We start from the raw sequence: 22334 nt of genomic DNA on the forward strand, positions 1-22334 counted from the left end.
CCTCCGGTGACGACGTGGTGTGTGGTAACTCACATCGTCCCGGAGGTCTTCACTTACGTCACCCGTTCACAACGTCCCGGGGAACTACAGCTAGCTGGCGCTCACGTTCTGCTCGACGAACGCGGCGAACGCGTCGGTGTCGGTCAGGGTGCCGCTGTACTGCTTGCCGTTGACGAGCACGAGCGGGGTGCCGGTGAGCTTGTCGAGCGACGAGTTCGGGATCTTCTCGGTGAGCGCCCGGTTCGTGGCGTCACCGACCCAGCCGGCGAACTTCTGGTCGGTGATGCAGGACGCGATGTCCTTGTCCGTCGCGCCGGCCTTCTTCGCGATCGAGGCGAGCTTCGCGTTCGAGAGACCGCGGGTGTTCTCCGACGGCTGGTTCTCGTAGAACGCGGCGTTCACGTCGAGGAAGGCGTCGGGCTGGTAGTTCGCGACACACGCGGCGGCCGCAGCGGCCCGGGTGGAGTACTTCGAGCCGAGCGAGGAGCGGTCGAGCAGGTTGAAGGGGTGCATCTCGAGCGTGGCGGACCCGCTCTGGACCCACTGCTTGATCTGGGTCATCTGCGCGGTCTCGAACTGGTTGCAGTACGGGCACATGTAGTCCTCGTACACGGTGATGTTCGCGAGGGAGTCGTCCTGCTTCGTGGCGGTCGGCTTGCCGCCCTCGGGGATGGCCTTCGTCGTCACGGGGACGATCTGGCTGTTCTCACCCTTGAAGAGGATGCCGTCGCTCGCCATGTTCTTCGGTCCGGGGCCCACGGGCTGGATCGAGTTGGCGATCACCAGCACGACGACCGCGATCACGGCGAGACCACCGACGATGATGCCGCTGATCGTCAGCGTGCGGTTGCGGCGCCGGCGGGACTTCTCCTTCTCGCGCTGGGCGGCGGCACGTTCCCGTGCGGCGTTCCGGCGAGCCTTCTTGCTGCTCTCGTTGTCGCTCATCGGGAACGAGCGTAACGGCTGACGACGCGCCGACGGGCCCTCCTGGCTGAGAAGAGTCCAGGAATCAGGTGACGTGTCACCGAACTGCGGCGGCTCAGAGCGAGGTCAGCACCGTCGGGAACATGATCAGGACGACCACCACGATGACCAGGTAGTTCGCGAGCGGGATCGCCCAGCAGAACGGCAACAGTGCCTTCCCGATGCGCTGACCGCGGGCACCGAACGTGCCGCGGGACATGTTCCAGACCGTGAAGACCCAGAACATCGGGATCGTCATCGCCCAGACGAGCATGCACCAGGGGCAGAGCGCGCCGATGGACCAGACGGTCTGCGTGAAGAGCCACGTGACGAACACCCAGGCCAGGAACACGCCCGCGTTGAACACGATCCAGAACCACCGCGTCCCGCGGAAGCCCGCGAGCAGGACCACCCCGACGGCGATCGGGGCGACGAAGCCCATCAGCCCGAGCAGCGGGTTCGGGAAGCCGAACAGGTGCCCCTGCGAGCTCGCCATCACGTCCGAGCAACTGATGAACGGACTGGCGTCACAACTGAGGACCGCGTCCGGGTTCGCGTACTTCTCGAACTCGTCGAGCACCAGCCGGAACGCCGCGTACAAGGCGACCGCGCCGGTCACGAGCAGCAGGACCGCGATGGCGACCGGGCGACGGGTGGCTGGTGCAGTCGTACTCACAGCGTCATCATGACACGACGGCTCCGCGCCTTCCCGGGCGTCGCGTGCGATAATCACAGGGTCGGGTGGGAGATCCACCCGACGACGAGAGCTTTCCGGGCACCAGCCCGGACGATCAGGCACGGTGAGAGCGTGCCGTGACCGGACGACGCGTCACTCCGACGCCGAGCCGAGCGGGGCCGGGTGCTCCGCACGGAACGAGCGCGGACCGCACAAGATGTCGACGCCGGACGGTCACTGACCAGCGAGTGTGGGTGGCGTCGCCGCCGCCCGCCACAACTACAGAATTCCCGCCGCCCCTCGGGGTGGGAGCGGGGCCGAGGAGTGCACCAGTCCATGGTGGAGCAGAACGAGAACAACGGAACGAACAACCACGACGACGCCGCACCGAAGCGACGGGGCCGCCTGTTCGGCGGTCGCCGCGCCCGGTCCGGCCAGGAGGCCCGTGGCGGGTCGACCGAGTCGACCGACGCGGTCGACACGGTCACCGACCAGGGCACCGAGACGGTCGCGCAGACCGACCAGACCGCGACGCCTGAGGCGAGCAGTGCCTCCCGTCCGGTCGAGGACGGCACCGCGACCGACGCGACGGTCTCCGTCGAGGTGTCGGTCGCGACCGCGACGACGGACGCGCCGAGCGACGTCAGCACACTGACCGGTGACTTGCCGGTCGTCGCCGAGCCCGGTGAGGCCGAGCCCGATGACGCCGGTGCCGCTGATGCCGGCGCCGCCGCTGCTGCCGAGGCGACCGCCGTCGCCGAGTCCGCCGCGCAGGACACCGAGGCCGAGGCCGAGGTCGCCGAGCAGCCGGACGAGACGCCCGCGGCGCCCGAGCCGGAAACGCCGAAGGCGACCTCGACGCTCAGCCTGATCTTCCACGCGCCGGTCCTGCCGGAGCTGCCCACCCGCGCCGCCCGCCCAGAGCGCGACGACCGCTGGGACGACGAGGACGACGACGTCCAGGGCGGCAGCCGTCGCCGGACCCGCCGTCGTGGCTCGAGCGCCGACCGCGAACCGCGCGACCACCGCGAGCCCCGTGACCACCAGGAGCCGCGCCGCCGCGAGGTCGAGCTCATCACCGAGCCGCAGCGCATCAAGGGCTCCACCCGCCTCGAGGCGAAGAAGCAGCGCCGCCGTGACGGCCGCGATGCCGGACGCCGGCGCCAGGTCGTGACCGAGGACGAGTTCCTCGCCCGCCGCGAGAGCGTCGACCGGCAGATGATCGTCCGCTCGAGCGCGCAGAAGATCGAGATCGGTGTCATCGAGGACAACGTCCTCGCCGAGCACTACGTCACCAAGTCGCACAACGTCTCGCTCATCGGCAACGTCTACCTCGGCAAGGTGCAGAACGTCCTGCCGTCGATGGAAGCCGCGTTCGTCGACATCGGCCGCGGCCGGAACGCCGTGCTCTACGCCGGTGAGGTCGACTGGAACTCCGTCGAGACCGGCAACCACGGTCGTCGCATCGAAGCCGCGCTGAAGCCGGGTGACAAGGTCCTCGTGCAGGTCACGAAGGACCCGGTCGGCCACAAGGGCGCCCGGCTGACCAGCCAGGTCTCGCTGCCCGGCCGGTACCTGGTGTACGTGCCGAACGGCTCGATGAACGGCATCTCGCGGAAGCTCCCGGACACCGAGCGTGCCCGCCTGAAGAAGATCCTCAAGGAAGTGCTGCCGGAGCACGCGGGCGTGATCGTCCGCACCGCTGCCGAGGGTGCGACCGAGGAGCAGCTCACCCGCGACGTCCAGCGCCTCACCGCGCAGTGGGAAGCCATCCAGAAGAAGGTCGAGAACGGTCACGCGCCGGTCATGCTCCACTCGGAGCCGGACCTGCTCGTCAAGATCGTGCGCGACGTCTTCAACGAGGACTTCACGAAGCTGATCATCGACGGCGACGCCGCGCGCGAGACCATCGACGAGTACCTCACCGCCGTGGCGCCGGACCTCAAGGACCGCGTCGAGCTGTACGACGGCCCGGACTCCTTCGAGGAGTACCGCCTCAACGAGCAGATCGAGAAGGCGCTCGACCGCAAGGTCTGGCTGCCCTCCGGCGGTTCGCTCGTCATCGACCGCACCGAGGCCATGACGGTCATCGACGTCAACACGGGCAAGTTCGTCGGCTCCGGGGGCAACCTCGAGGAGACCGTCACGAAGAACAACCTCGAGGCCGCCGAGGAGATCGTCCGTCAGCTCCGCCTGCGCGACATCGGCGGCATCATCGTCGTCGACTTCATCGACATGGTGCTCGAGACGAACCGGGACCTCGTGCTCCGTCGTCTCGTCGAGTGCCTCAGCCGCGACCGCACCAAGCACCAGGTCGCCGAGGTCACCTCGCTCGGCCTCGTCCAGATGACCCGCAAGAAGATCGGCGTCGGGCTCCGCGAGTCCCTCGACGAGGTCAACGCCAAGGTCAACGACAACAACGCGGACCCCGGCCCCTCGAAGGGTCGCCGCAAGGGTCGTGGCAACGGGTCCGACAACGGGTCGAACGGCAACGGGTCGAACGGCAACGGTTCCACCGGGAACGGGAACGGCTCCAACGGGAACGCCTCGCGCGGCAACGGCGGGTCCGGGGCCGGCGGCCACAACGGTGGCGAGTCGAAGTCGGCACAGGCGCACCAGATCACGGACGACGTGAAGAACGCGCTGTCCCGGATCGCCGCCTCCACCCTCGCGCACGAGGAAGAGGCCGCCGCTTCGGCGCCCTCGTCCCCGGCCACGGTCGAGTCCCCGGTGTCAGCGCCCTCCTCGTCGTCGCCCGAGGCGTCCGAGCCGCAGGGGGAGTCCTCCGGTGGGTCGAAGCGCCGCCGCCGTCGTGGTGGCCGTGCGAGCTCCGAGCAGTCCGCGCCGACGACCGACGACGGCATCCTGACGGTGTCCGCACCGGCTGCCGCGCCTGCTGCTGCCCCGGCCACTGCTGCTCCGGCCGCCGCGCCGGCTGCTGCCGCTGCGCCGGCGGTCGCGCCCGAGGCCACGGCCCCGGCAGCGCCGACGCGCCGTCGTGTCTCGTCCTCGGCGCCGGTCACCCCGACCGACACCACCGTCGCGATCCTCGACATCCCCGTCGCGGTGACGAAGCGCGAGCCCCGCAAGGCGCCCGACGCCGACTCGCTCCTCGACTCGGTGCTGCAGGCGCTCCCGGAGCCCAAGCAGCCCGGTCAGGGCCGAGCACGCTCGCGTCGGGTGTCGTCCGGCAGCATCAGCGCTCCGGCGACCTCGGGGGAGACCCCGACCGACGACGGCCCCGTGATCCTGGGGAACTGAGCGTGAGCGGTCCGGAGCAGCGTCCGGGGGACGGCCGGGGGTACTACGGCGCCGGGTGGCAGCAGCAGCCGCCCGCGCAGCAGCCGCCCGCACAGCAGCCGCAGGGTGGTGGGTACGGCACCGGGCCGTACGCACCCCCGCGGCCGCCCCGCACGCCGCGTGCGCCGGGGAGCCCGACCACGGTGTTCGCGCCGGGAGCCTCGGCATCCGCCGCTGCCGGTGCGGCGATCGCCGTCGTCGCGGTCCTGGCGGTCCAGGCCGCCTCCGGGCTCGTCGGCATGATCGGGACGAGCCTGTACATCGGGCCGTTCGGGTCCTACGGCGGCCAGAGCGTGGTGCTCGGCTTCGCGACCGCGGTGTTCCTCAGCCCCTTCCCGTTCTACGCGGGTGCCTTCCTCGGGCTGGCCTTCCTGACGCCGATCACCCGGCGCAGCCCACTGCCCGTCGTGCTGCTCCGCGCCGTGCTCGGCGGTGCCGCGGGGACCGTCGCGCTGGCGCTCGTGGGGGTCTTCACTGGGGCGTACGGGGCGATCGGGTCCGGGCCGAAGCGGCTCGTCATCGACGTCCTCACCTCCCCGGTACAGCGCGGCATCCCGCTGACCGTGATGCTCCTCGCGACGGCCACCGTGGCGTGGCTGTGGCTCGGCCGCCCTCGTGGTGGTCGTCCCGGCGCCGGCGCTCCCGGCACCCCGGGCACGGTCCGTCCGGCGGACGCGGTGCCTGCGACGAGCTTCGCGCCCCCGCAGCAGCAGACGCCGCAGCAGCAGGCACCCCCGGCGCCACAGCAGTCCGCGCCGCCCGCGAACCCGTGGGGACCGCCGGCCGCGCGCTGAGCGCGCCGCGGGGGCCGGAGCGCGGCGGTCGACGCGCCGTCTCCCGGCCCGCACCCGCGAGCCGGGGCCGAGCCGCGCCTCCAGGCCGGTCGTCAGTGCGCGCGTCGTCAGTGCGCGTGTCGTCAGTGCGCGCGCTTGTCGCGCTGCGCGACCCGCAGCCCACTGGCGATGAGCCGCAGGACCAGCTCGCGCCCGGTGACCGGCGTGGCCCCCAGCGACACCAGTTCCTCGTAGCGCGCGAGGGGCACGTCGTAGTGGTCGTGGTCGAACGCACGGCGTGGCACACCGGCACGTGCCGCGAAGTCGTGGAGTTCCGCGTACGATAGGTCACTGACGAGGTGCGACCACACGGTTTCGTGTGCGGGCCACGTCGGCGGGTCGATCAACACGGTCACTCAGACATGCTACGTGCGTGTCGCCGTTTGACCGGACCCATGCCCATCGAGTATTCTCGATCCCTGGTGTCACTGTGCGGTCTGGTCAATCGGCCCTGCTGCCTGTGTCGCCGATCACCGGTTCCCACCGGCCAGATCGCGCCTGGGCACCCGAGACTTCCCTCAAGCAGAGTTACGTAAGGATTTCCACGTGGTTTACGCAGTAGTGCGCGCCGGCGGCCGTCAGGAGAAGGTCGAGGTCGGCACGATCATCACCATCGATCGCGCCAAGGCCGATGACAAGGGCAACATCGAGCTCGCGCCCGTGCTCCTCGTGGACGGTGACAACATCACCTCCGCCGCGACCGACCTGGCCAAGGTGACCGTCACCGCCGAGGTGCTCGAGGACCTCCGCGGCAAGAAGGTCATCATCCAGAAGTTCAAGAACAAGACCGGTTACAAGAAGCGCCAGGGCTTCCGCGCGGAACTCACGCGCGTCAAGGTCACGAAGATCGCGTAAGGCGGGAGTAGACAATGGCACACAAGAAGGGTGCGAGTTCCACTCGCAACGGTCGCGACTCGAACGCACAGCGCCTCGGCGTGAAGCGGTTCGGTGGCGAAGTCGTCAACGCCGGTGAGATCATCGTCCGCCAGCGCGGCACGCACTTCCACCCGGGCGCGAACGTCGGTCGCGGTGGCGACGACACGCTGTTCGCCCTCGCAGCCGGCTCGGTCGAGTTCGGCACCAAGGGTGGCCGCAAGGTCATCAACATCGTCAACGCGTAAGCACCACTGACGACGCAGTACTTCAGGAGGAGGGGCAGGCCGAGTGCCTGCCCCTCCTTCCCATTTCTACGAAAGAGTGACACCCGATGGCGACGTTCGTCGACGACGTGATCCTGCACCTCAGCGCGGGGAACGGCGGCAACGGCTGCGTGTCCGTTCGTCGCGAGAAGTTCAAGCCGCTTGCCGGCCCGGACGGCGGCAACGGCGGTGACGGTGGGGACATCGTCCTCGTCGCCGACCCCCAGGTCACGACCCTGCTCGGCTACCACCGGTCGCCGCACCGCTCCAGCAAGAACGGTCAGCCCGGCATGGGCGACATGCGCAGCGGGGTCTCCGGTGAGGTCCTCGAGCTGCCCGTGCCCGTCGGCACCGTGGTGTACGAGGACAACGGCGACCTGCTCGCCGACATGACCGAGCCCGGCATGCGCGTCGTCGTGGCCCAGGGCGGTCAGGGTGGTCTCGGCAACGCCGCACTCGCGACCACGAAGCGCAAGGCCCCCGGGTTCGCGCTCCTCGGCACCGAAGGCGAAGGCGGCGACGTCCGGCTCGAGCTGAAGACCATCGCCGACGTCGCACTCGTCGGGTACCCGAGCGCCGGCAAGTCCTCGCTCATCGCCGCGATCTCCGCCGCGAAGCCGAAGATCGCGGACTACCCGTTCACGACCCTCACCCCGAACCTCGGCGTCGTCGAGTCCGGTGAGGTGCGCTTCACCGTCGCCGACGTCCCCGGGCTGATCGAGGGTGCATCGGAGGGCAAGGGCCTCGGCCTCGAGTTCCTCCGCCACGTCGAGCGCTGCGAGGTGCTCCTGCACGTCATCGACTGCGCCACGCTCGACCCGGGCCGCGACCCGATCAGCGACCTCGACGTGCTGCTCCGCGAGCTCGAGCGGTACCCGGTGCCGGAGGGGCAGGTGCCGCTCCTCGAGCGCCCCCAGCTCATCGCGCTCAACAAGATCGACGTCCCGGACGCCGCGGAACTCGCCGCGTTCGTCACCCCCGAGCTCGAAGCCCGCGGCTACCGCGTCTTCGCGATCTCGACCGCGTCCCACCAGGGCCTCCGCGAGCTCTCGTTCGCGCTGGGTGGCATCGTCGAGCAGGCCCGCGCGGCGAAGGCGTCCGAGCCCGCAGCCGAGCGCATCATCATCCGTCCGAAGGCCGTCGATGCCAAGGGCGGGTTCACGGTCAAGGCCGAGGGTGGCGAGGAGCACCGCTTCTACCGCGTCCGCGGGTCGAAGCCGGAGCGCTGGGTGCAGCAGACCGACTTCGAGAACGAAGAGGCGATCGGCTACCTCGCCGACCGGCTCGCCAAGCTCGGCGTCGAGGACGGCCTGTTCAAGGCCGGCGCCGTCGCGGGGTCGACCGTCGTCATCGGCGGCGACGGCGGCATGATCTTCGACTGGGAGCCGACCCTCACGTCCACCGCGGAGCTCATCACGAGCGCCCGCGGAACGGATGCCCGTGTCGACATGAACATGCGCCCGACCCGCAACCAGCGTCGCGAAGAGTACTTCGAGCGCATGGACGCCAAGGCCGCAGCACGTGCCGAGCTCGAGCAGGAGCGCGTCTCCGGGCTCTGGGCGGACGACGGAGACAGCGCGGCCAGCGGCAGCGCGGCCGGCGACGACGGCAGCGACAGCAGGGACTGATCCGGGCATGACCGACACGACGAACCGCACCGCGCTCGGCACCGTCCGGGAGCGCTCGGACATCCCGCGCGCCCGCCGGATCGTCGTGAAGGTCGGTTCCTCGTCGGTCAGCGGGGAGAACACCGGGCAGATCGGTGCCCTCGTCGATGCCCTGGCCGCGGCGTACGGGCGGGGAACCGAGGTCGTGCTCGTCTCCTCGGGGGCGATCGCGACCGGGTTCCCGTTCCTCGGGCTCGAGGGCCGCCCGGACGACCTCGCCACCCAGCAGGCGGCTGCGGCCACCGGGCAGAACGTCCTGATGTTCCGGTACCAGCAGCAGCTCGACCGGCACGACGTCGTCGCGGCGCAGATCCTGCTGACCGCCGGGGACCTGCAGAACCCCACGCACCGGGTGAACGCGCAGCGGGCGATCGACCGGCTGCTCGCGCTCCGCGTGCTCCCGATCGTCAACGAGAACGACACGGTCGCCACGCACGAGATCCGCTTCGGCGACAACGACCGGCTCGCGGCCCTGGTGGCGCGGCTGCTCGGCGCCGACGCGCTCGTGCTGCTCTCCGACGTCGAAGCCCTGTACACGCGGCCGCCGGAGCTGCCGGGGGCCACCCGCATCGACGAGGTCCCGTTCGGCGACGAGCTCGCCGGGGTCACGTTCGGATCGGTGGGCAAGTCCGGGGTCGGCACCGGGGGAGCCGGCACGAAGGTCGCCGCGGCCCGGCTCGCCGCGGAGGCGGGCACGTCGGTCCTCGTGACGGCGACCGCGCTCGTGGAGCAGGCACTGGCGGGCGAGCCCGTCGGCACCTGGTTCCACGCGGCCCCACGTCCCTGACGGGCGTCGCGCACCGTCACGGTGCTGGTGGCCGACCTACAATCGAGCCATGTCGCTGACCGCACCCGCACCGACCCTCACGGACAAGCTCGTCGCGTCACGCGCTGCGGCCGCCGCACTCGCGACGGCGACCACCGCGGTGAAGGACAGCGCGCTCCGAGCCATCGCCCGAGCGGTCCGGGCCGCGACCGACGAGATCGTCGCCGCGAACCACGGTGACCTCGTCGCCGGTGAGGACAGCGGGCTCTCCGGTGGCCTGCTCGACCGGCTGCGGCTCGACCCCGCCCGGATCGAAGCGCTCGCGGTCGCGGTGGAGCACGTGGTCGGTCTCACCGACCCGGTCGGGCAGTCGGTCCGCGGGTCCGTCCTGCCGAACGGCCTGCAGCTCTCCCAGGTCCGGGTCCCGTTCGGGGTCGTCGGTGCGATCTACGAAGCGCGTCCGAACGTCACGGTGGACATCGCCAGCCTCGCCCTGAAGAGCGGCAATGCGGTCGTGCTCCGCGGCGGGTCCGCTGCCGAGCGCACGAACGCGGTGCTCGTCGCCCGGCTGCAGGACGCCGTCGAGTCCGTCGGGCTCCCGCGGGCGGTCGTGCAGACGATCGACGAGTTCGGGCGGCAGGGCGCGACCGAACTGATGCGTGCCCGCGGGCTGGTCGACGTGCTCATCCCGCGGGGCAGCGCGTCGCTCATCCAGACGGTGGTCACCGAGTCGCAGGTCCCCGTGATCGAGACCGGCGCCGGCGTCGTGCACGTCTTCCTCGACGAGTCCGCGCCGCTCGACCGCTCCGTCGACATCGTGCTGAACAGCAAGGTGCAGCGCCCGAGCGTGTGCAACGCCCTCGAGACGCTGCTGGTGCACCGGTCCGCCGCGGAACGGCTCCTCCCGACGCTCGCCGCCCGGCTCCGTGCCGCGGGCGTGACGCTCCGTGGGGACGACGAGACCCGGGCGATCGTGCCGGGCGTGCTCCGGGCCACGGACGTCGACTGGGCCACGGAGTCGATGGACCTCGACCTGTCGATCCGCGTCGTGCCGGACGTCGACGCCGCGATGGCGCACATCGCGCAGTGGTCAACGCACCACACCGAGTCCATCGTCACGAACGACGTCGACACGGCGGAGCGGTTCCTCGCCGCGGTGGACTCGGCGGTCGTGATGGTGAACGCGTCGACGCGTTTCACCGACGGCGGCGAGTTCGGGTTCGGCGCCGAGGTCGGCATCTCCACGCAGAAGTTGCACGCCAGGGGGCCGATGGGGCTGCCCGAACTGACCAGCACCAAGTGGGTCGTGCGCGGACAGGGCCAGATCCGCGGCTAGACTGGTCCGCAGCCTTCCTCGACCGATCGGAGCATCGCACCATGACCCTCCTCGCTGAAGCCGCCGAGCACGCCTCGTCGGTCCCCGCGTTCATCTTCCCGGTCGTGGCTGCCGCGTTCTTCGCGTTCCTCGGGTTCGTCACCTGGTCCTTCCGTGACGTCGCGTACCGCCACTCGAACAAGTTCGAAGCCACCCGCACCCACGAGACCGGTGTGGACGAGTTCGGCCACACCAAGATCTGACGCACTGCTCGATGCTCGAGAGCTCGGGGCGACCACGCATCGGTGTGATGGGCGGGACGTTCGACCCCATCCACCACGGTCACCTCGTGGCCGCGTCCGAAGTCGCCAAGTCGTTCGACCTCGACGAAGTGGTCTTCGTCCCCACCGGACAGCCGTACATGAAGTCCGGTGTGACCGACGCGGAGCACCGCTACCTGATGACGGTCATCGCGACCGCATCGAACCCGATGTTCACCGTCAGCCGCGTGGACATCGACCGTCCCGGCCCGACCTACACGGTGGACACGCTCCGGGACCTGCACGACCAGCGCCCCGACGCACAGCTCGTCTTCATCTCCGGCGCAGACGCCGTCCAGCAGATTGTCGACTGGAAAGACCATGATGGCCTCTGGGACCTCGCGCACTTCGTCGCCGTGACCCGCCCAGGGCACAACTTGAGCATCACCGGATTGCCCGAGCGCGACGTAAGCTTGCTCGAAGTCCCCGCGCTGGCCATATCGTCGACCGACTGCCGCGACCGGGTGAAACGCGGGAATCCCGTGTGGTACTTGGTCCCCGACGGTGTCGTCCAGTACATCACCAAGCACCATCTGTATCGGAGCGTTGCATGAGTCCGTCCGACGCGCAGCCGCCACTGTCGCGGCGTCAGGCGCGCGAGCGCGAGCGCGCCGCCTCGGGCGGCGCGCAGCCCGTGACCCCGCCGCCGACCGTCCCCTCCACCACCCCGGAGCCCGGCGCTCGTCGCCGACCCGGTTCGCACGTCGCGCCGGCTGCACCCGCGCCGGCGCAGTCCGCTGCGCCGATCGCGTCCGCGCCCGGGTCCGTGCCGGTGCAGCTCCCCGCTGGTGGTGTGCCCGAGCAGCCGCCGGCATCCGCGACCGAGATCGTCCCCGGCACCGGTGGGCTCACCCGTCGCCAGATCCGGCAGATGCGCGAGGCCGAGGGACAGGGTGTCCGACCGGTCCCGCTCCAGAACCCCACGCCGCAGTCCTCGGACCGCACCGTGCAGGACGTCCTCGGGACCGTCGCGTCGCTGGAGGACGACGACGAGCAGACCACCCCGCCGACCGCCCCGTCCGGGTTCGCCGGTCCGAGCACGCCCGCGCCTGCGCCTGCTGCCGGGCCCGCTGCCGCATCGGTCGGGTCGCCCGCATCCGATGCGCCGGTGTCCGCTCCCGAGCCGCACGCCGCGCCGTCGGACTGGCAGGAACCCACCCCCGAGACCACACGGCTCGACGAGGCCGCGGTCGAACAGGCGACCTCCGCCGACGGGTCACCGGATGCGCTCGAGCCGCTCGAGGAAGCAGCCGCGCACGCCGAGGAACCGCGCCGGCACCGTTCGACGTGGGCGCCCCAGTCCGCAGACGACCAGTCCGCCGTCGAGCAGCCGACCCCCGTTGCAGAACCTGCGACGAACGATGCCGCACCGGCCGATGCCGCACCGGCCGACGCAGCGCCTGCCGACGAAGCGCCGGTCGACGCAGCGCCTGCTGACGTTGCGCCGATCGCCACGGTCCCGCCGGCTCCGACCGCCGCTGCCGCAGCCACCCCCGGGGTGTTCCCGCTCTCGCTCGACGCCGAGGACGACGACACCAACGAGGTCCCCGTCCAGAGCGCCCCGCAGCCGGCGGACGACGCTCCCGGTGTCGCGTTCCGCCGCACGCCCGAGCCGAAGCCGCTGACGACCGCCTTCGAACCGCCGGTGGGGCACTGGTCCACGCAGGCGCACGACTCGCACGACACCGAGGTCCACGACGAGGAGACCGGCACGCGCCGGATCGCCGAGACCCGGACGAACGCGATCATCCTGCCGAACTCCGCCCTGGCCGACCCCACGGGCGCGCTGAACGCCACCGGCGAGGTCATCCTCACCGGATCGATCGACCTGCCCGCCTCGCTGTCCTCGACCGGGTCGCACCGGCCGATCGACGGCGCCGAGGTCGACCGCCTCCTCGAGCAGCACGACGAGCAGCCCGAGACCGACGCCAGCCCCGTGCGTGCCAGTCGTGCCGTGTCGAGCCACACCTCGACCCGGCAGGTGGTGCTCGCCGCCGCGAAGCCGAAGGAATCGCGTGTGCCGGTCGTGCTCGCCGTGACCGTCGGCAGCGTCTGCGTCGCCGCGGCCGCCGTGATCGTCGTCGCGCTCGTGTCGACGAACTTCTTCGGCGGCTGACCCCGCTCTCACGAGGGGCCGACTCCCCGTCGCGCCCCGCCCTCGCCGCCGTCGGTGGCGTGGCTTATGATCGTGTCCGATCCGGCACCGTGCTGGATGACAACCGGAAGGACTCCGTGACCGCCTCCACACGCGCACTGGAACTCGTGCAGGTCGCCGCTGGTGCGGCCGACGCCAAGCAGGCCGAAGACCTCGTCGCCCTCGACGTGACCGGCCCCCTGCAGCTCACCGACGTGTTCCTGCTCGCCACGGGGCGCAACGAGCGCAACGTGATGGCCATCGCCGACGAGGTCGAGGACCGCATGCTCCAGGCGGGCGCGAAGACCCTCCGTCGCGAAGGTCGGAGCGAAGGCCGCTGGGTCCTCATCGACTTCGGTGACGTCGTCGTGCACGTCTTCCACGAAGAAGACCGCCAGTACTACTCGCTCGAGCGCCTCTGGTCGGACTGCCCGACCATCCCGCTCGACGTCGCTGCTGCGGCGTCCGCAGCCGAGCACTCGGCGTAAGCCCCGACGCGCCCGGGGTGCGGGTTCGATTTCGTTCCCCGGGTCGGCGATGGTGTACGCTTCTATGGTGCCTCCGGGAAGCCGGAGTCACGAAAGCAGCAACGACCTGGGTCTGTGGCGCAGCTGGTAGCGCACCTGCATGGCATGCAGGGGGTCAGGGGTTCGAGTCCCCTCAGATCCACCAACGAAGCCCCGCTCTTCTCCGGAAGCGCGGGGCTTTTCCGTGTCCGCCGATCGACTCGAGCGGTTCGCTACGCTGAGCCCATGAGCAACGACGCCCCGCTGTCCGGAACGCAACTGACCATCGCCGCGGCCGGCTACACGGCCGAGATCGCGACCGTCGGGGCCACGCTCCGGAGCCTGCAGCACCAGGACCGTGACCTCGTGGTGCCGTTCGCCGCCGACGAGGTCCGCCCGGTGTTCCGCGGCGCCGTCCTCGCCCCGTGGCCGAACCGCGTCGTCGACGGTCGCTACACGTTCGACGGCCAGGACCACGAGCTCGCGCTCACCGAACCGAAGCGCTCCCACGCCCTGCACGGGCTCGTCGGCTGGACCGACTTCGACGTCGAGTCCGTCGCGCCGGACCGTGTCGTCCTGACGACGACGATCGCGGCACAGGAGGGATACCCGTTCCGTGTCGTCGTGCGCGTGGAGTACCGCGTCGACGAGCAGGGGCTGCACACGACGGTCACCGGCACGAACACCGGGGACCGGCCGGCTCCGTGGGGGACCGGCCCGCACCCGTACCTCTCCGCCGGCACCGGGACCGTCGACGACTGGACGCTGACCCTGCCTGCGGCCGAGGTGCTCGAGGTCACCGAGGACCGGCTGGTCCCCACGGCGCTCGTGCCCGTGCACGACGAGTTCGACCTCCGCACGCCGACGCTGATCGGCACGCGGTTCATCGACCACGCGTTCACCGGCTTCGACCGCGCGGACGGCACCGCGTCGATCACCCTCACCGCGGCCGACGGTCACGGTGTCCGGATGGTCTTCGGCGACGAGTGCGCCTGGGCGCAGGTCCACACCGCCGACCACGTCGTGCCGGAGTACCACCGTGCCGGGCTCGCGGTCGAGCCGATGACGTGCGCCCCCGACGCCTTCAACGCGGGTGCCGAGCGTGGACTCGTCGTGCTCGACCCGGGTGCCTCGTTCCCCGCATCGTGGACGATCCAGGCGGTCTGACCCCGCGGATCGAGTCCCGCCGGCTGGACGGGATCGACCTGCGCCGGCTCGCACGAGCACAACGGGACGAGTTCGTCTGGCTCGACTCGGCCGTGCCGCACGGTGCTCCGTCGGCTGCGCACGCGCGGGCCCGGTGGTCGATCCTCACACCGTGCGACGGCCCGTTCGCGGCCCGGTTCCGGCACGAGGACCGGCGAGCCGTCCTGGACGTGTCCATGCCCGCACGAGCATGGTTCGGCGCGAGTCGTGCTGCGGACGAACCGGCCTTCACCGTGCTCGCCGAGCTCCTCGCCGCCACCCCGGCACTGGACGGACCGATCGAGGGGCTCGGGTTCGCACTCGGCTGGGTCGGGTTCCTCGGGTACGAACTCGGTCGGGAGTCCGGCGGCCCCGACCGGACCGCCGACGGCCACGCGGACGCCGACGTGCGGTTCGTCGACCGGGCCGTCGTGGTCCGTGACGACGGGGCGTCGTGGGCGCTGGCGTTCGTGGTGGACACGGAACCGGACGCGTCGTCCGCGAACCGGGCGTGGCTCGACTCGGTGGCCACCCTGGCAGCGGCCACCGACGTCCGCGACGTGTCCCCGAGCCTCCCGTCCGGCGTGGAGGCGACCGGCCGCGTCACGCGAGCCGCCCACGAGTCCGCGGTCGACGCGTGCCGTGCGGAGATCCGCGACGGCAACGCGTTCCAGGTCTGCCTCACCACCGCCTTCGCCCTCCCCGGCACCGGACGGGAGGCTCGGGTCGGCCCCGGTGCGGACCCGCAGCTCGACGAGTACCTGCGGATGCGCGCGACGGACCCCGTCCCGTTCGGTGCGTACCTGCGGCTCGGACCGCTCCGCGTGGCGAGCCGGTCGCCGGAGCGGTTCCTGCGGATCGACGCGGACGGGTCCGTCCTCGCCGAACCGATCAAGGGGACCAGGCGACGACTCGCCGACGCTGCGGCTGACGCGGCGGCCCGGGACGAGCTCGCGGCGAGCGTCAAGGACCGCGCGGAGAACGTGATGATCGTCGACCTGCTGCGGAACGACCTGCTCCGGACGGCGGTGCCCGGATCGGTGCACGTCGACCGGCTGTGCGACGTGGAGACCTACGCGAGCGTGCACCAGATGGTGTCGACGATCGGTGCGTCGCTGCCGCCGGGGGTCTCCCGTGCCGACGTCGTGCGGGCGGCGTTCCCGCCGGGGTCGATGACGGGAGCGCCGAAGATCAGTGCGATGGCGATCGCGGACCGGCTCGAGGGGGCACCGCGCGGGGTCTACTCGGGGGTGATCGGGTACTTCTCGGCGAGCGGGGCGGTCGATCTGTCGGTGGTGATCCGCACACTGGTGACGGTGGTCGGGCCCGGTGCTGGTCTCGGTGCTGGTGCTGGTGCTGGTGCTGGTGTTGATGCTGGTGCCGTGGTCCGTTCGCGGACGCTCGGGGCCGGTGGGGCCGTGACGTGGTCGTCGGTGCCGGCGGACGAGGCGACCGAGGTCGAGACGAAGACGCGCTCGGTGCTCGGCAGTCTGGGGGCCGTCGCCCGCTGGTGACCTGTGGATCGAACGGGTGTTCGACCTGGTTGTCCACACGATGTCGGTGCTGATTGACATCATCGAACACATGTTCGAATATGAGGGGATGCAGACGGCGACGGCACTCCGGTCGTCCGGCCCGGATCGGGTCGGGCGCACACCCGGTGCGCGCGCTGCCGGTGCTGCCGGTACCGACCACATCGGTGACGCCCGTGCTGCGCTCGACCGGATCACGTCGCTGCGCTCCCGGGTCGCCGACATGGAGTCGACCCGGGTGGACACCGCCGGGCTCCCCACGGCGCCCGCGCTGGAACCCCTGCTGCCCGGTGGCGCGATCCGCGTCGGGGGCACCTACGCCGTCCCGGAGTCCGTGTTGCTCGCGATGACCATGCTGCAGGCGGCCTCGGCGGCGGGGGCGTGGTGCGCGGTGGTCGGGGTGCCGTCCTTCGGGGTGGAAGCCGCGGCGGCCGCCGGCATCGACCTCGAGCGGCTCGTGCTGGTGCCGGACCCGGGGGACCAGTGGCTCGCGGTGACGGCGGCGATGGCCGACGTCGCCCAGATCGTCCTCACCCGTCCCCTCGGCCGGGTCGTCCCCGGCGACGTCGCACGGCTCTCGGCCCGGCTGCGGCAGCGCGGCGGTGCCCTCGTGGCGCTCGGCTCCTGGCCGGGGGCCGACGTCACGCTGCGGGTCACCGCGTCGGAGTGGAGCGGGATCGGGCAGGGGCACGGGCACCTGACCGAGCGTCGGGCGACCGTGACGGCGACCGGACGTGCCGGTGCGGTGCGCCCGACGACCGCCGAGCTGCTGCTGCCCGCTGCGGACGGCGCGGTCCGGGCAGCGTCGCCGGTGCCGGTCCAGCTGCCGGGCGACGGCCACGGGTTCCGCAGGGACCTCCGTCCCGTGGCGGTGGCGTCGTGATCGCGTCGGGGCGCGTCCGTGCGGACGCGGTCGCCCGGGGCGGTGCGCTGCCCGAGCCACCGCCCACCCGGACCATCGTGCTCTGGTGCCCGGACTGGCCGGTGATCGCCGCGGCCCGGGCTGCCGGTGCGCCGCCGGAACAGCCGTTCGCCCTGATCGTGAAGGGGCTGGTGTTCGCGTGCTCGGCGTCCGCGCGGCAGGACGGCGTCGCCCGCGGGCTCCGCGTCCGGGAAGCCCAGGCACGCTGCCCGGGACTCGTCGTGCAGCCCTACGACGACGCCCTCGACCACCGGGCGTTCGAGCCGGTCATCCGCGCGGTGGAAGCCGCGGTCCCCGGGGTCGAAGTCGTGCGGCCCGGCACCCTCGCGCTGCGGTCCAGGGGGCCGGCGCGGTACTACGGCGGTGAACGCGCCGCCGCGGTGACCCTCGCGGGGATCGCCGCCGACCACGGCGCCCCGGCGGTGCGGGCCGGGGTGGCGGACACTCCGTTCGCGGCGGAGCAGGCAGCACGTGCCCGGCCGGTGCGCCCGGGGGAGCGGGTGCGCATCGTGCCGGTGTCGGGCTCGGCGGACTTCCTCGCGCGGCTGCCGCTCGGGGTGCTCGGGGACCCCGACCTCGCATCGGTGCTCGACCGCCTCGGCATCGTCACGCTGGGGCAGTTCGCCGCGCTCGGCGACGAACAGGTCCGTGACCGGTTCGGCGTCGCCGGGGCGTTCCTGCACCGGCTGGCGAGCGGACGCGACCCGCGGGAGATCTCCGCGCGCGACGTGCCGCCGGAACTCCGGATCGAAGCCTCCTTCGAACCGCCACTCGACCGTGCCGACCAGATCGCGTTCGCGTTCCGCCGCTCGGCCGACGACTTCGCCGCACGGCTCCGTGCCGCGGGGCTCGTCGCGACGAGCATCCGGGTGGGGATCGTCGACGAGCGGGACATCCTGCTCGAACGCACCTGGACGCACCCGCGCTGGTTCGACGCCGCCGACGTGGTCGACCGGGTGCGCTGGCAGCTCGCCGGCGGGGTCGACCCGACCGGCCTCGAAGCGCCGGTGACCTCGGTCGTGCTCGAGCCGGTCGCGGTCGACGACATGGCGAACCACGAGCGCGGGCTCTGGGGCTCGGGGCCGGACGAACGCGTGCACCACGGTCTCGCCCGGGTGCAGGGCATGGTCGGCCACGACGGCGTCGTGACCCCGCGCATCGGCGGCGGACGCACGCTGTCCGAGCGGATGGTGCTCGTGCCGTGGGGTGACGCCCCACCCGCCGACCTCGCCGCGGTGCGCGACCGCCCGTGGCCCGGCAAGCTCCCGGGGCCGCCGCCGGCCACGGTGCTCGAACGCCCGCGGCCGGTGGACGTCGTCGCCGGGGACGGCGGCAGCGTGGACGTCGACGACCGCGGGGTGCTCTCCGGGGTGCCGGAGCGGTTCCGCGCCGATGGTGACCGCGGCGGCCGGTTCGCCGCGGTCACGGCGTGGGCGGGCCCGTGGCCCCTCGTCGTGCGGTGGTGGGATGCCGGCGGCCGACGACTGCACCGCCTGCAGCTCGTCGACGCCGACGGGCGGGCCTGGTACCTGGTGCTCGCGGACCACCGGTGGTGGGCGGAAGCCGTGGCGACGTGAACGGAGCAGCCTGATGGGCTACAGCAATCCACCCATCCCGTGGTCCCAGTTCGAGCGTGCCCTCTCCGACAAGCGGAGCCCGGGGACGGCGACGGACGGTGACGGCGGCGACAGTCCGGCGTGGTCGCGGAAGCGTGCGCCGTACCAGCCCGCAGGCCTGCCGGACGGTGACACCGGGCCGGTGGTCCCGTACGCCGAGCTGCACGCGCACTCCACCTTCAGCTTCCTCGACGGCGCCAGCCAGCCGGAGCACCTGTTCGAAGAAGCGGCACGGCTGCGCCTGCACTCCCTCGCGCTCACCGACCACGACGGCTTCTACGGTGCCGCCCGGATGGCAGAGGTGGCAGAGGCCTACCCGAGCGTGGGCACGGTCTACGGCACCGAGCTCTCCCTCGGGCTGACGGAGCCGCAGAACGGCGTCCCCGACCCCGAGGGCTCGCACCTGCTCCTGCTCGCCGACGGCCAGGACGGCTACCACCGGCTCGCGGGGGCGGTGACGAGCGCGCACCTCGCCGCGGGGTCCGAGAAGGGCCGGCCGCGGTACGACCTCGACGACCTCGCCGCACGGGCGGGCGGACACTGGCGGGTGCTCACGGGGTGCCGGAAGGGCACCGTCCGCCGAGCCCTCGAGCAGGGCGGGGAGTCCGCGGCGGAGACCGCCCTCCGCGCGCTGCTCGACCGCTTCGGCACCGGGAACGTCATCGTCGAGCTGCTCGACCACGGCGACCCGCTCGACAGCGCCCGGAACGACGTCCTCGCGGCCCTCGCGGCGCAGCACGCGCTGCCGGTCGTGGCGACGGGGAACGTGCACTACGCCACCCCGGACCGGTTCCCGGTGGCGACGGCGCTGGCCGCGGTCCGGGCCAGGCGGAGTCTCGACGAGATCGACGGCTGGTTGCCTGCGGCGGACACCGCGCACCTGCGCTCCGGCGCCGAGATGGCACGGCGCTTCGCGCGGTACCCCGGGGCGATCGAGCACACCGTCACGCTCGCCGACGAGCTCGGGTTCCAGCTGAAGACCGTCAAGCCCGGGCTGCCCGATCTCGACGTGCCGGACGGGCACACCGCGATGTCGTGGCTGCGCGAACTCACCTGGGACGGCGCGCGACGGCTGTACCCGGGCAGCGCCGACGGCGTCGACCCACACAAGCGGGAGCGCATCGAACGCGAACTGTCGGTGATCCAGGAGAAGAACTTTCCCGGGTACTTCCTCATCGTGCGGGACATGGTGCAGTACGCCCGCGGGCGGGGGATCCTCTGCCAGGGCCGGGGGTCCGCGGCGAACTCGGCGGTCTGCTACCTGCTGGAGATCACCGCGGTGGACTCGATCCGGTACGGGCTGCCGTTCGAGCGGTTCCTCTCCGCGATGCGCGACGAAGAACCCGACATCGACGTCGACTTCGACTCCGACCGGCGGGAAGAAGTGATCCAGTACGTCTACGACAAGTACGGCCGGTACAACGCCGCACAGGTCGCGAACGTCATCACCTACCGGCCGAAGGGCGCCGTGCGGGACATGGCGAAGGCGCTCGGCCACAGCCCGGGGCAGCAGGACGCCTGGTCGAAGCAGGTCGAGCGGTGGGGCTCCGTGACCGAGAGCGAGGATCACGACATCCCGGCGGGCGTCGTCGGGCTCGCCAGCGACGTCCTCGGCTTCCCGCGGCACCTCGGCATCCACTCCGGCGGCATGGTGCTCACCGACCGCCCCGTGGGGGAAGTCGTGCCGATCGAGCACGCCCGGATGGACGGCCGCACCGTGCTGCAGTGGGACAAGGACGACTGCGCCTACATGGGGCTCGTGAAGTTCGACATGCTCGGGCTCGGGATGCTCGCGGCGCTGCAGTACTCCTTCGACCTCGCCGCGGAGCACTGCGGGGAGCGCTGGGAGATGCACTCCATCCCGAAGGAGGAACAGGGCGTCTACGACCAGCTCTGCCGGGCGGACACGATCGGGGTGTTCCAGGTGGAGTCGCGCGCGCAGATGGGCACGCTGCCCCGGCTGCTCCCGCGGCGGTTCTACGACCTCGTGATCGAGGTGGCGCTGGTCCGCCCGGGGCCGATCCAGGGCGGCGCGGTGCACCCGTACATCCGTCGGCGCACCGGCGAAGAGCCGATCACGTACATGCACCCGTCGCTCGAACCCGTGCTCGAACGGACCCTCGGGGTGCCCCTGTTCCAGGAGCAGCTCATGCAGATGGCGATCGCGGTCGGCAACTGCTCCGGCGACGACGCCGACCTGCTCCGGCGGGCGATGGGGTCCAAGCGCGGTCACGAGAAGATCGACCGGCTCCGGGACAAGCTCTACGCGGGGATGGCCGACAACGGCATCCACGGCGAGGACGCGGACGCGATCTACGCGAAGATCCAGGCGTTCGCGAACTTCGGCTTCGCGGAGAGCCACTCGATCAGCTTCGCGCTCATCGTCTACGCCAGCGCGTGGATGCGGTTGCACTACCCGGGGGCATTCCTGGCGGCGCTGCTCCGGGCGCAGCCGATGGGCTTCTACTCGCCGCAGACGCTCGTCGCCGACGCCCGGCGGCACGGGGTGACGGTGCTCCGGCCGGACATCCTGCGTTCCGGCGTGGACGCGACGCTCGAACCGGCCGGGGCGCCTGCCGGTGCCGGCGCCGATCCCGTCGCGCACGGGCACGCGGACGGGCACGGACACGGGTTCGGTGACGACGGCTGTCTCGCCACCGAGCAGGACCCCGTGCTGCCCTTCGACAAGGCGCTGCCCGACGACACCGCCCGGCACCGTCGCGACGGGGCCTTCGCGGTCCGCCTCGGCCTTGCCGAGGTCGCGTCCCTCGGCCGGAAGAGCGCCGAGCGGATCGTCGCCGAGCGCGACGCGAACGGCCCGTTCGTGGACATGTCCGACCTCGCCCGCCGGGTCGGCCTCACGACGGCGCAGCTCGAGGCACTCGCCGCCGCCGATGCGTTCGCGCCGTTCGGTGTGGACCGCCGCGGCGGCATGTGGTCCGCCGCGCAGGCAGCGGCCGAACGAGCCGACCAGCTCCCGGACACGCAGGTGGTCGTGCAGCCGCCGCTGTTCGGGCAGATGACGAGCGGCGACGTCCTCATCGCGGACATGTGGTCGACGGGCATGACGACGGACGACCACCCGGTGCGCCACGTGCGGGACCGGCTCGTCGCGAAGCGTGTGCTGAGCGTGGGGGACCTCGCGACGGCGGAGACCGGGCGGCGGATCGAGGTCGGCGGCATCGTGACGCACCGGCAGCGACCGGCGACGGCGTCGGGCATCACGTTCATGAACGTCGAGGACGAGACCGGCCTGGTGAACGTGATCTGCAGCGTCGGGGTGTGGGGGCGCTACCGGCGGGTGGCGCGCGAGTCGCCGGCGGTGATCGTGCGGGGGATCCTCGAGCGGTCGCCGGACGGCGTGGTGAACGTGGTCGCGGACCGCATCGAGCACCTGTCCCTGTCCGTCCGGACCCGTCCCCGGGACTTCCAGTGAGCGGCGCGGGCAGTGAGCGCGGCG

19 protein-coding genes and 1 tRNA gene are annotated in these 22334 nt (G+C 71.8%); 17 read left to right on the plus strand and 3 right to left on the minus strand.

Translation table 11 applies throughout. The features are described from left to right. Positions 1-90: 90 nt before the first annotated feature. Positions 91-945, minus strand: a complete 855-nt coding sequence (locus tag EDF27_RS18010; protein WP_123653954.1) for a thioredoxin domain-containing protein — start codon at positions 943-945, stop codon at positions 91-93. A gap of 94 nt (positions 946-1039) precedes the next feature. Continuing rightward, positions 1040-1639, minus strand: coding sequence for a vitamin K epoxide reductase family protein (locus EDF27_RS18015; RefSeq protein ID WP_243698419.1), 600 nt, complete (start codon positions 1637-1639; stop codon positions 1040-1042). A gap of 336 nt (positions 1640-1975) precedes the next feature. Between EDF27_RS18015 and EDF27_RS18020 the strand changes: the two genes are divergently transcribed. Then, the gene (locus EDF27_RS18020; protein ID WP_132050346.1) at positions 1976-4900 is read left to right on the plus strand and encodes an Rne/Rng family ribonuclease; all 2925 of its coding nucleotides are present in this window, start codon (positions 1976-1978) and stop codon (positions 4898-4900) included. Between the two features lie 2 nt (positions 4901-4902). Continuing rightward, positions 4903-5733 (plus strand): hypothetical protein, encoded by an 831-nt coding sequence (locus EDF27_RS18025; RefSeq protein ID WP_132050348.1) that lies wholly within the window; start codon positions 4903-4905, stop codon positions 5731-5733. A 122-nt stretch (positions 5734-5855) separates the two neighbouring features. Here the strand turns inward: EDF27_RS18025 and EDF27_RS18030 are convergent, their stop codons facing one another. Then, entirely contained in the window at positions 5856-6128 is a 273-nt protein-coding gene (locus tag EDF27_RS18030; protein WP_123702835.1) for a DUF4031 domain-containing protein, read from the minus strand. Between the two features lie 190 nt (positions 6129-6318). Here EDF27_RS18030 and rplU point away from each other — a divergent pair, with 190 nt between their 5' ends. The 15 genes from rplU to EDF27_RS18105 all read left to right on the plus strand — a co-directional run bounded on the left by rplU (position 6319) and on the right by EDF27_RS18105 (position 22310). After that, positions 6319-6627, plus strand: coding sequence for a 50S ribosomal protein L21 (rplU, locus tag EDF27_RS18035; RefSeq protein ID WP_123653950.1), 309 nt, complete (start codon positions 6319-6321; stop codon positions 6625-6627). A 14-nt stretch (positions 6628-6641) separates the two neighbouring features. Next, positions 6642-6893 carry a 50S ribosomal protein L27 gene (rpmA, locus tag EDF27_RS18040; protein ID WP_071298800.1) on the plus strand — a complete coding sequence of 84 codons (252 nt, stop codon included), beginning with the start codon at positions 6642-6644 and terminating at the stop codon, positions 6891-6893. A gap of 86 nt (positions 6894-6979) precedes the next feature. Further along, positions 6980-8539: a GTPase ObgE gene (obgE, locus tag EDF27_RS18045; protein ID WP_123653949.1), complete on the plus strand. Its 1560-nt coding sequence runs from the start codon at positions 6980-6982 to the stop codon at positions 8537-8539. A gap of 7 nt (positions 8540-8546) precedes the next feature. Beyond that, the gene (gene proB / locus EDF27_RS18050) at positions 8547-9365 is read left to right on the plus strand and encodes a glutamate 5-kinase (protein ID WP_123653948.1); all 819 of its coding nucleotides are present in this window, start codon (positions 8547-8549) and stop codon (positions 9363-9365) included. A 49-nt stretch (positions 9366-9414) separates the two neighbouring features. Further along, complete coding sequence (locus tag EDF27_RS18055) at positions 9415-10680, plus strand: glutamate-5-semialdehyde dehydrogenase (RefSeq protein ID WP_123702833.1); 1266 nt, start codon at positions 9415-9417, stop codon at positions 10678-10680. A gap of 41 nt (positions 10681-10721) precedes the next feature. Further along, on the plus strand, positions 10722-10922 hold the full coding sequence (locus EDF27_RS18060; protein ID WP_123653946.1) for a hypothetical protein: 201 nt from the start codon (positions 10722-10724) through the stop codon (positions 10920-10922). Between the two features lie 11 nt (positions 10923-10933). Further along, on the plus strand, positions 10934-11533 hold the full coding sequence (nadD, locus tag EDF27_RS18065; protein ID WP_123653945.1) for a nicotinate-nucleotide adenylyltransferase: 600 nt from the start codon (positions 10934-10936) through the stop codon (positions 11531-11533). Beyond that, entirely contained in the window at positions 11530-13095 is a 1566-nt protein-coding gene (locus EDF27_RS18070; protein ID WP_132050350.1) for a hypothetical protein, read from the plus strand. The genes nadD and EDF27_RS18070 overlap by 4 nt, the downstream gene beginning before the upstream one ends. A gap of 116 nt (positions 13096-13211) precedes the next feature. Further along, complete coding sequence (rsfS, locus tag EDF27_RS18075) at positions 13212-13601, plus strand: ribosome silencing factor (protein ID WP_123653943.1); 390 nt, start codon at positions 13212-13214, stop codon at positions 13599-13601. 108 nt (positions 13602-13709) lie between these two features. Next, a tRNA-Ala gene (locus EDF27_RS18080) sits at positions 13710-13785 on the plus strand. A gap of 80 nt (positions 13786-13865) precedes the next feature. Next, positions 13866-14786, plus strand: coding sequence for an aldose 1-epimerase family protein (locus EDF27_RS18085; RefSeq protein ID WP_165931563.1), 921 nt, complete (start codon positions 13866-13868; stop codon positions 14784-14786). Further along, entirely contained in the window at positions 14765-16318 is a 1554-nt protein-coding gene (locus EDF27_RS18090; protein WP_132050352.1) for an anthranilate synthase component I family protein, read from the plus strand. Before EDF27_RS18085 ends, EDF27_RS18090 begins: the two co-directional genes overlap by 22 nt. Before the next feature lie 70 nt (positions 16319-16388). Next, complete coding sequence (locus tag EDF27_RS18095; RefSeq protein ID WP_243698420.1) at positions 16389-17219, plus strand: hypothetical protein; 831 nt, start codon at positions 16389-16391, stop codon at positions 17217-17219. Next, positions 17216-18835, plus strand: coding sequence for a DNA polymerase Y family protein (locus tag EDF27_RS18100; RefSeq protein WP_132050355.1), 1620 nt, complete (start codon positions 17216-17218; stop codon positions 18833-18835). Before EDF27_RS18095 ends, EDF27_RS18100 begins: the two co-directional genes overlap by 4 nt. 13 nt (positions 18836-18848) lie before the next feature. Next, positions 18849-22310, plus strand: a complete 3462-nt coding sequence (locus tag EDF27_RS18105) for an error-prone DNA polymerase (RefSeq protein ID WP_132050357.1) — start codon at positions 18849-18851, stop codon at positions 22308-22310. Positions 22311-22334: the final 24 nt, after the last annotated feature.

This window comes from Curtobacterium sp. PhB136, from assembly GCF_004346855.1.
In the GTDB taxonomy this organism is placed as follows: Bacteria; Actinomycetota; Actinomycetes; order Actinomycetales; family Microbacteriaceae; genus Curtobacterium.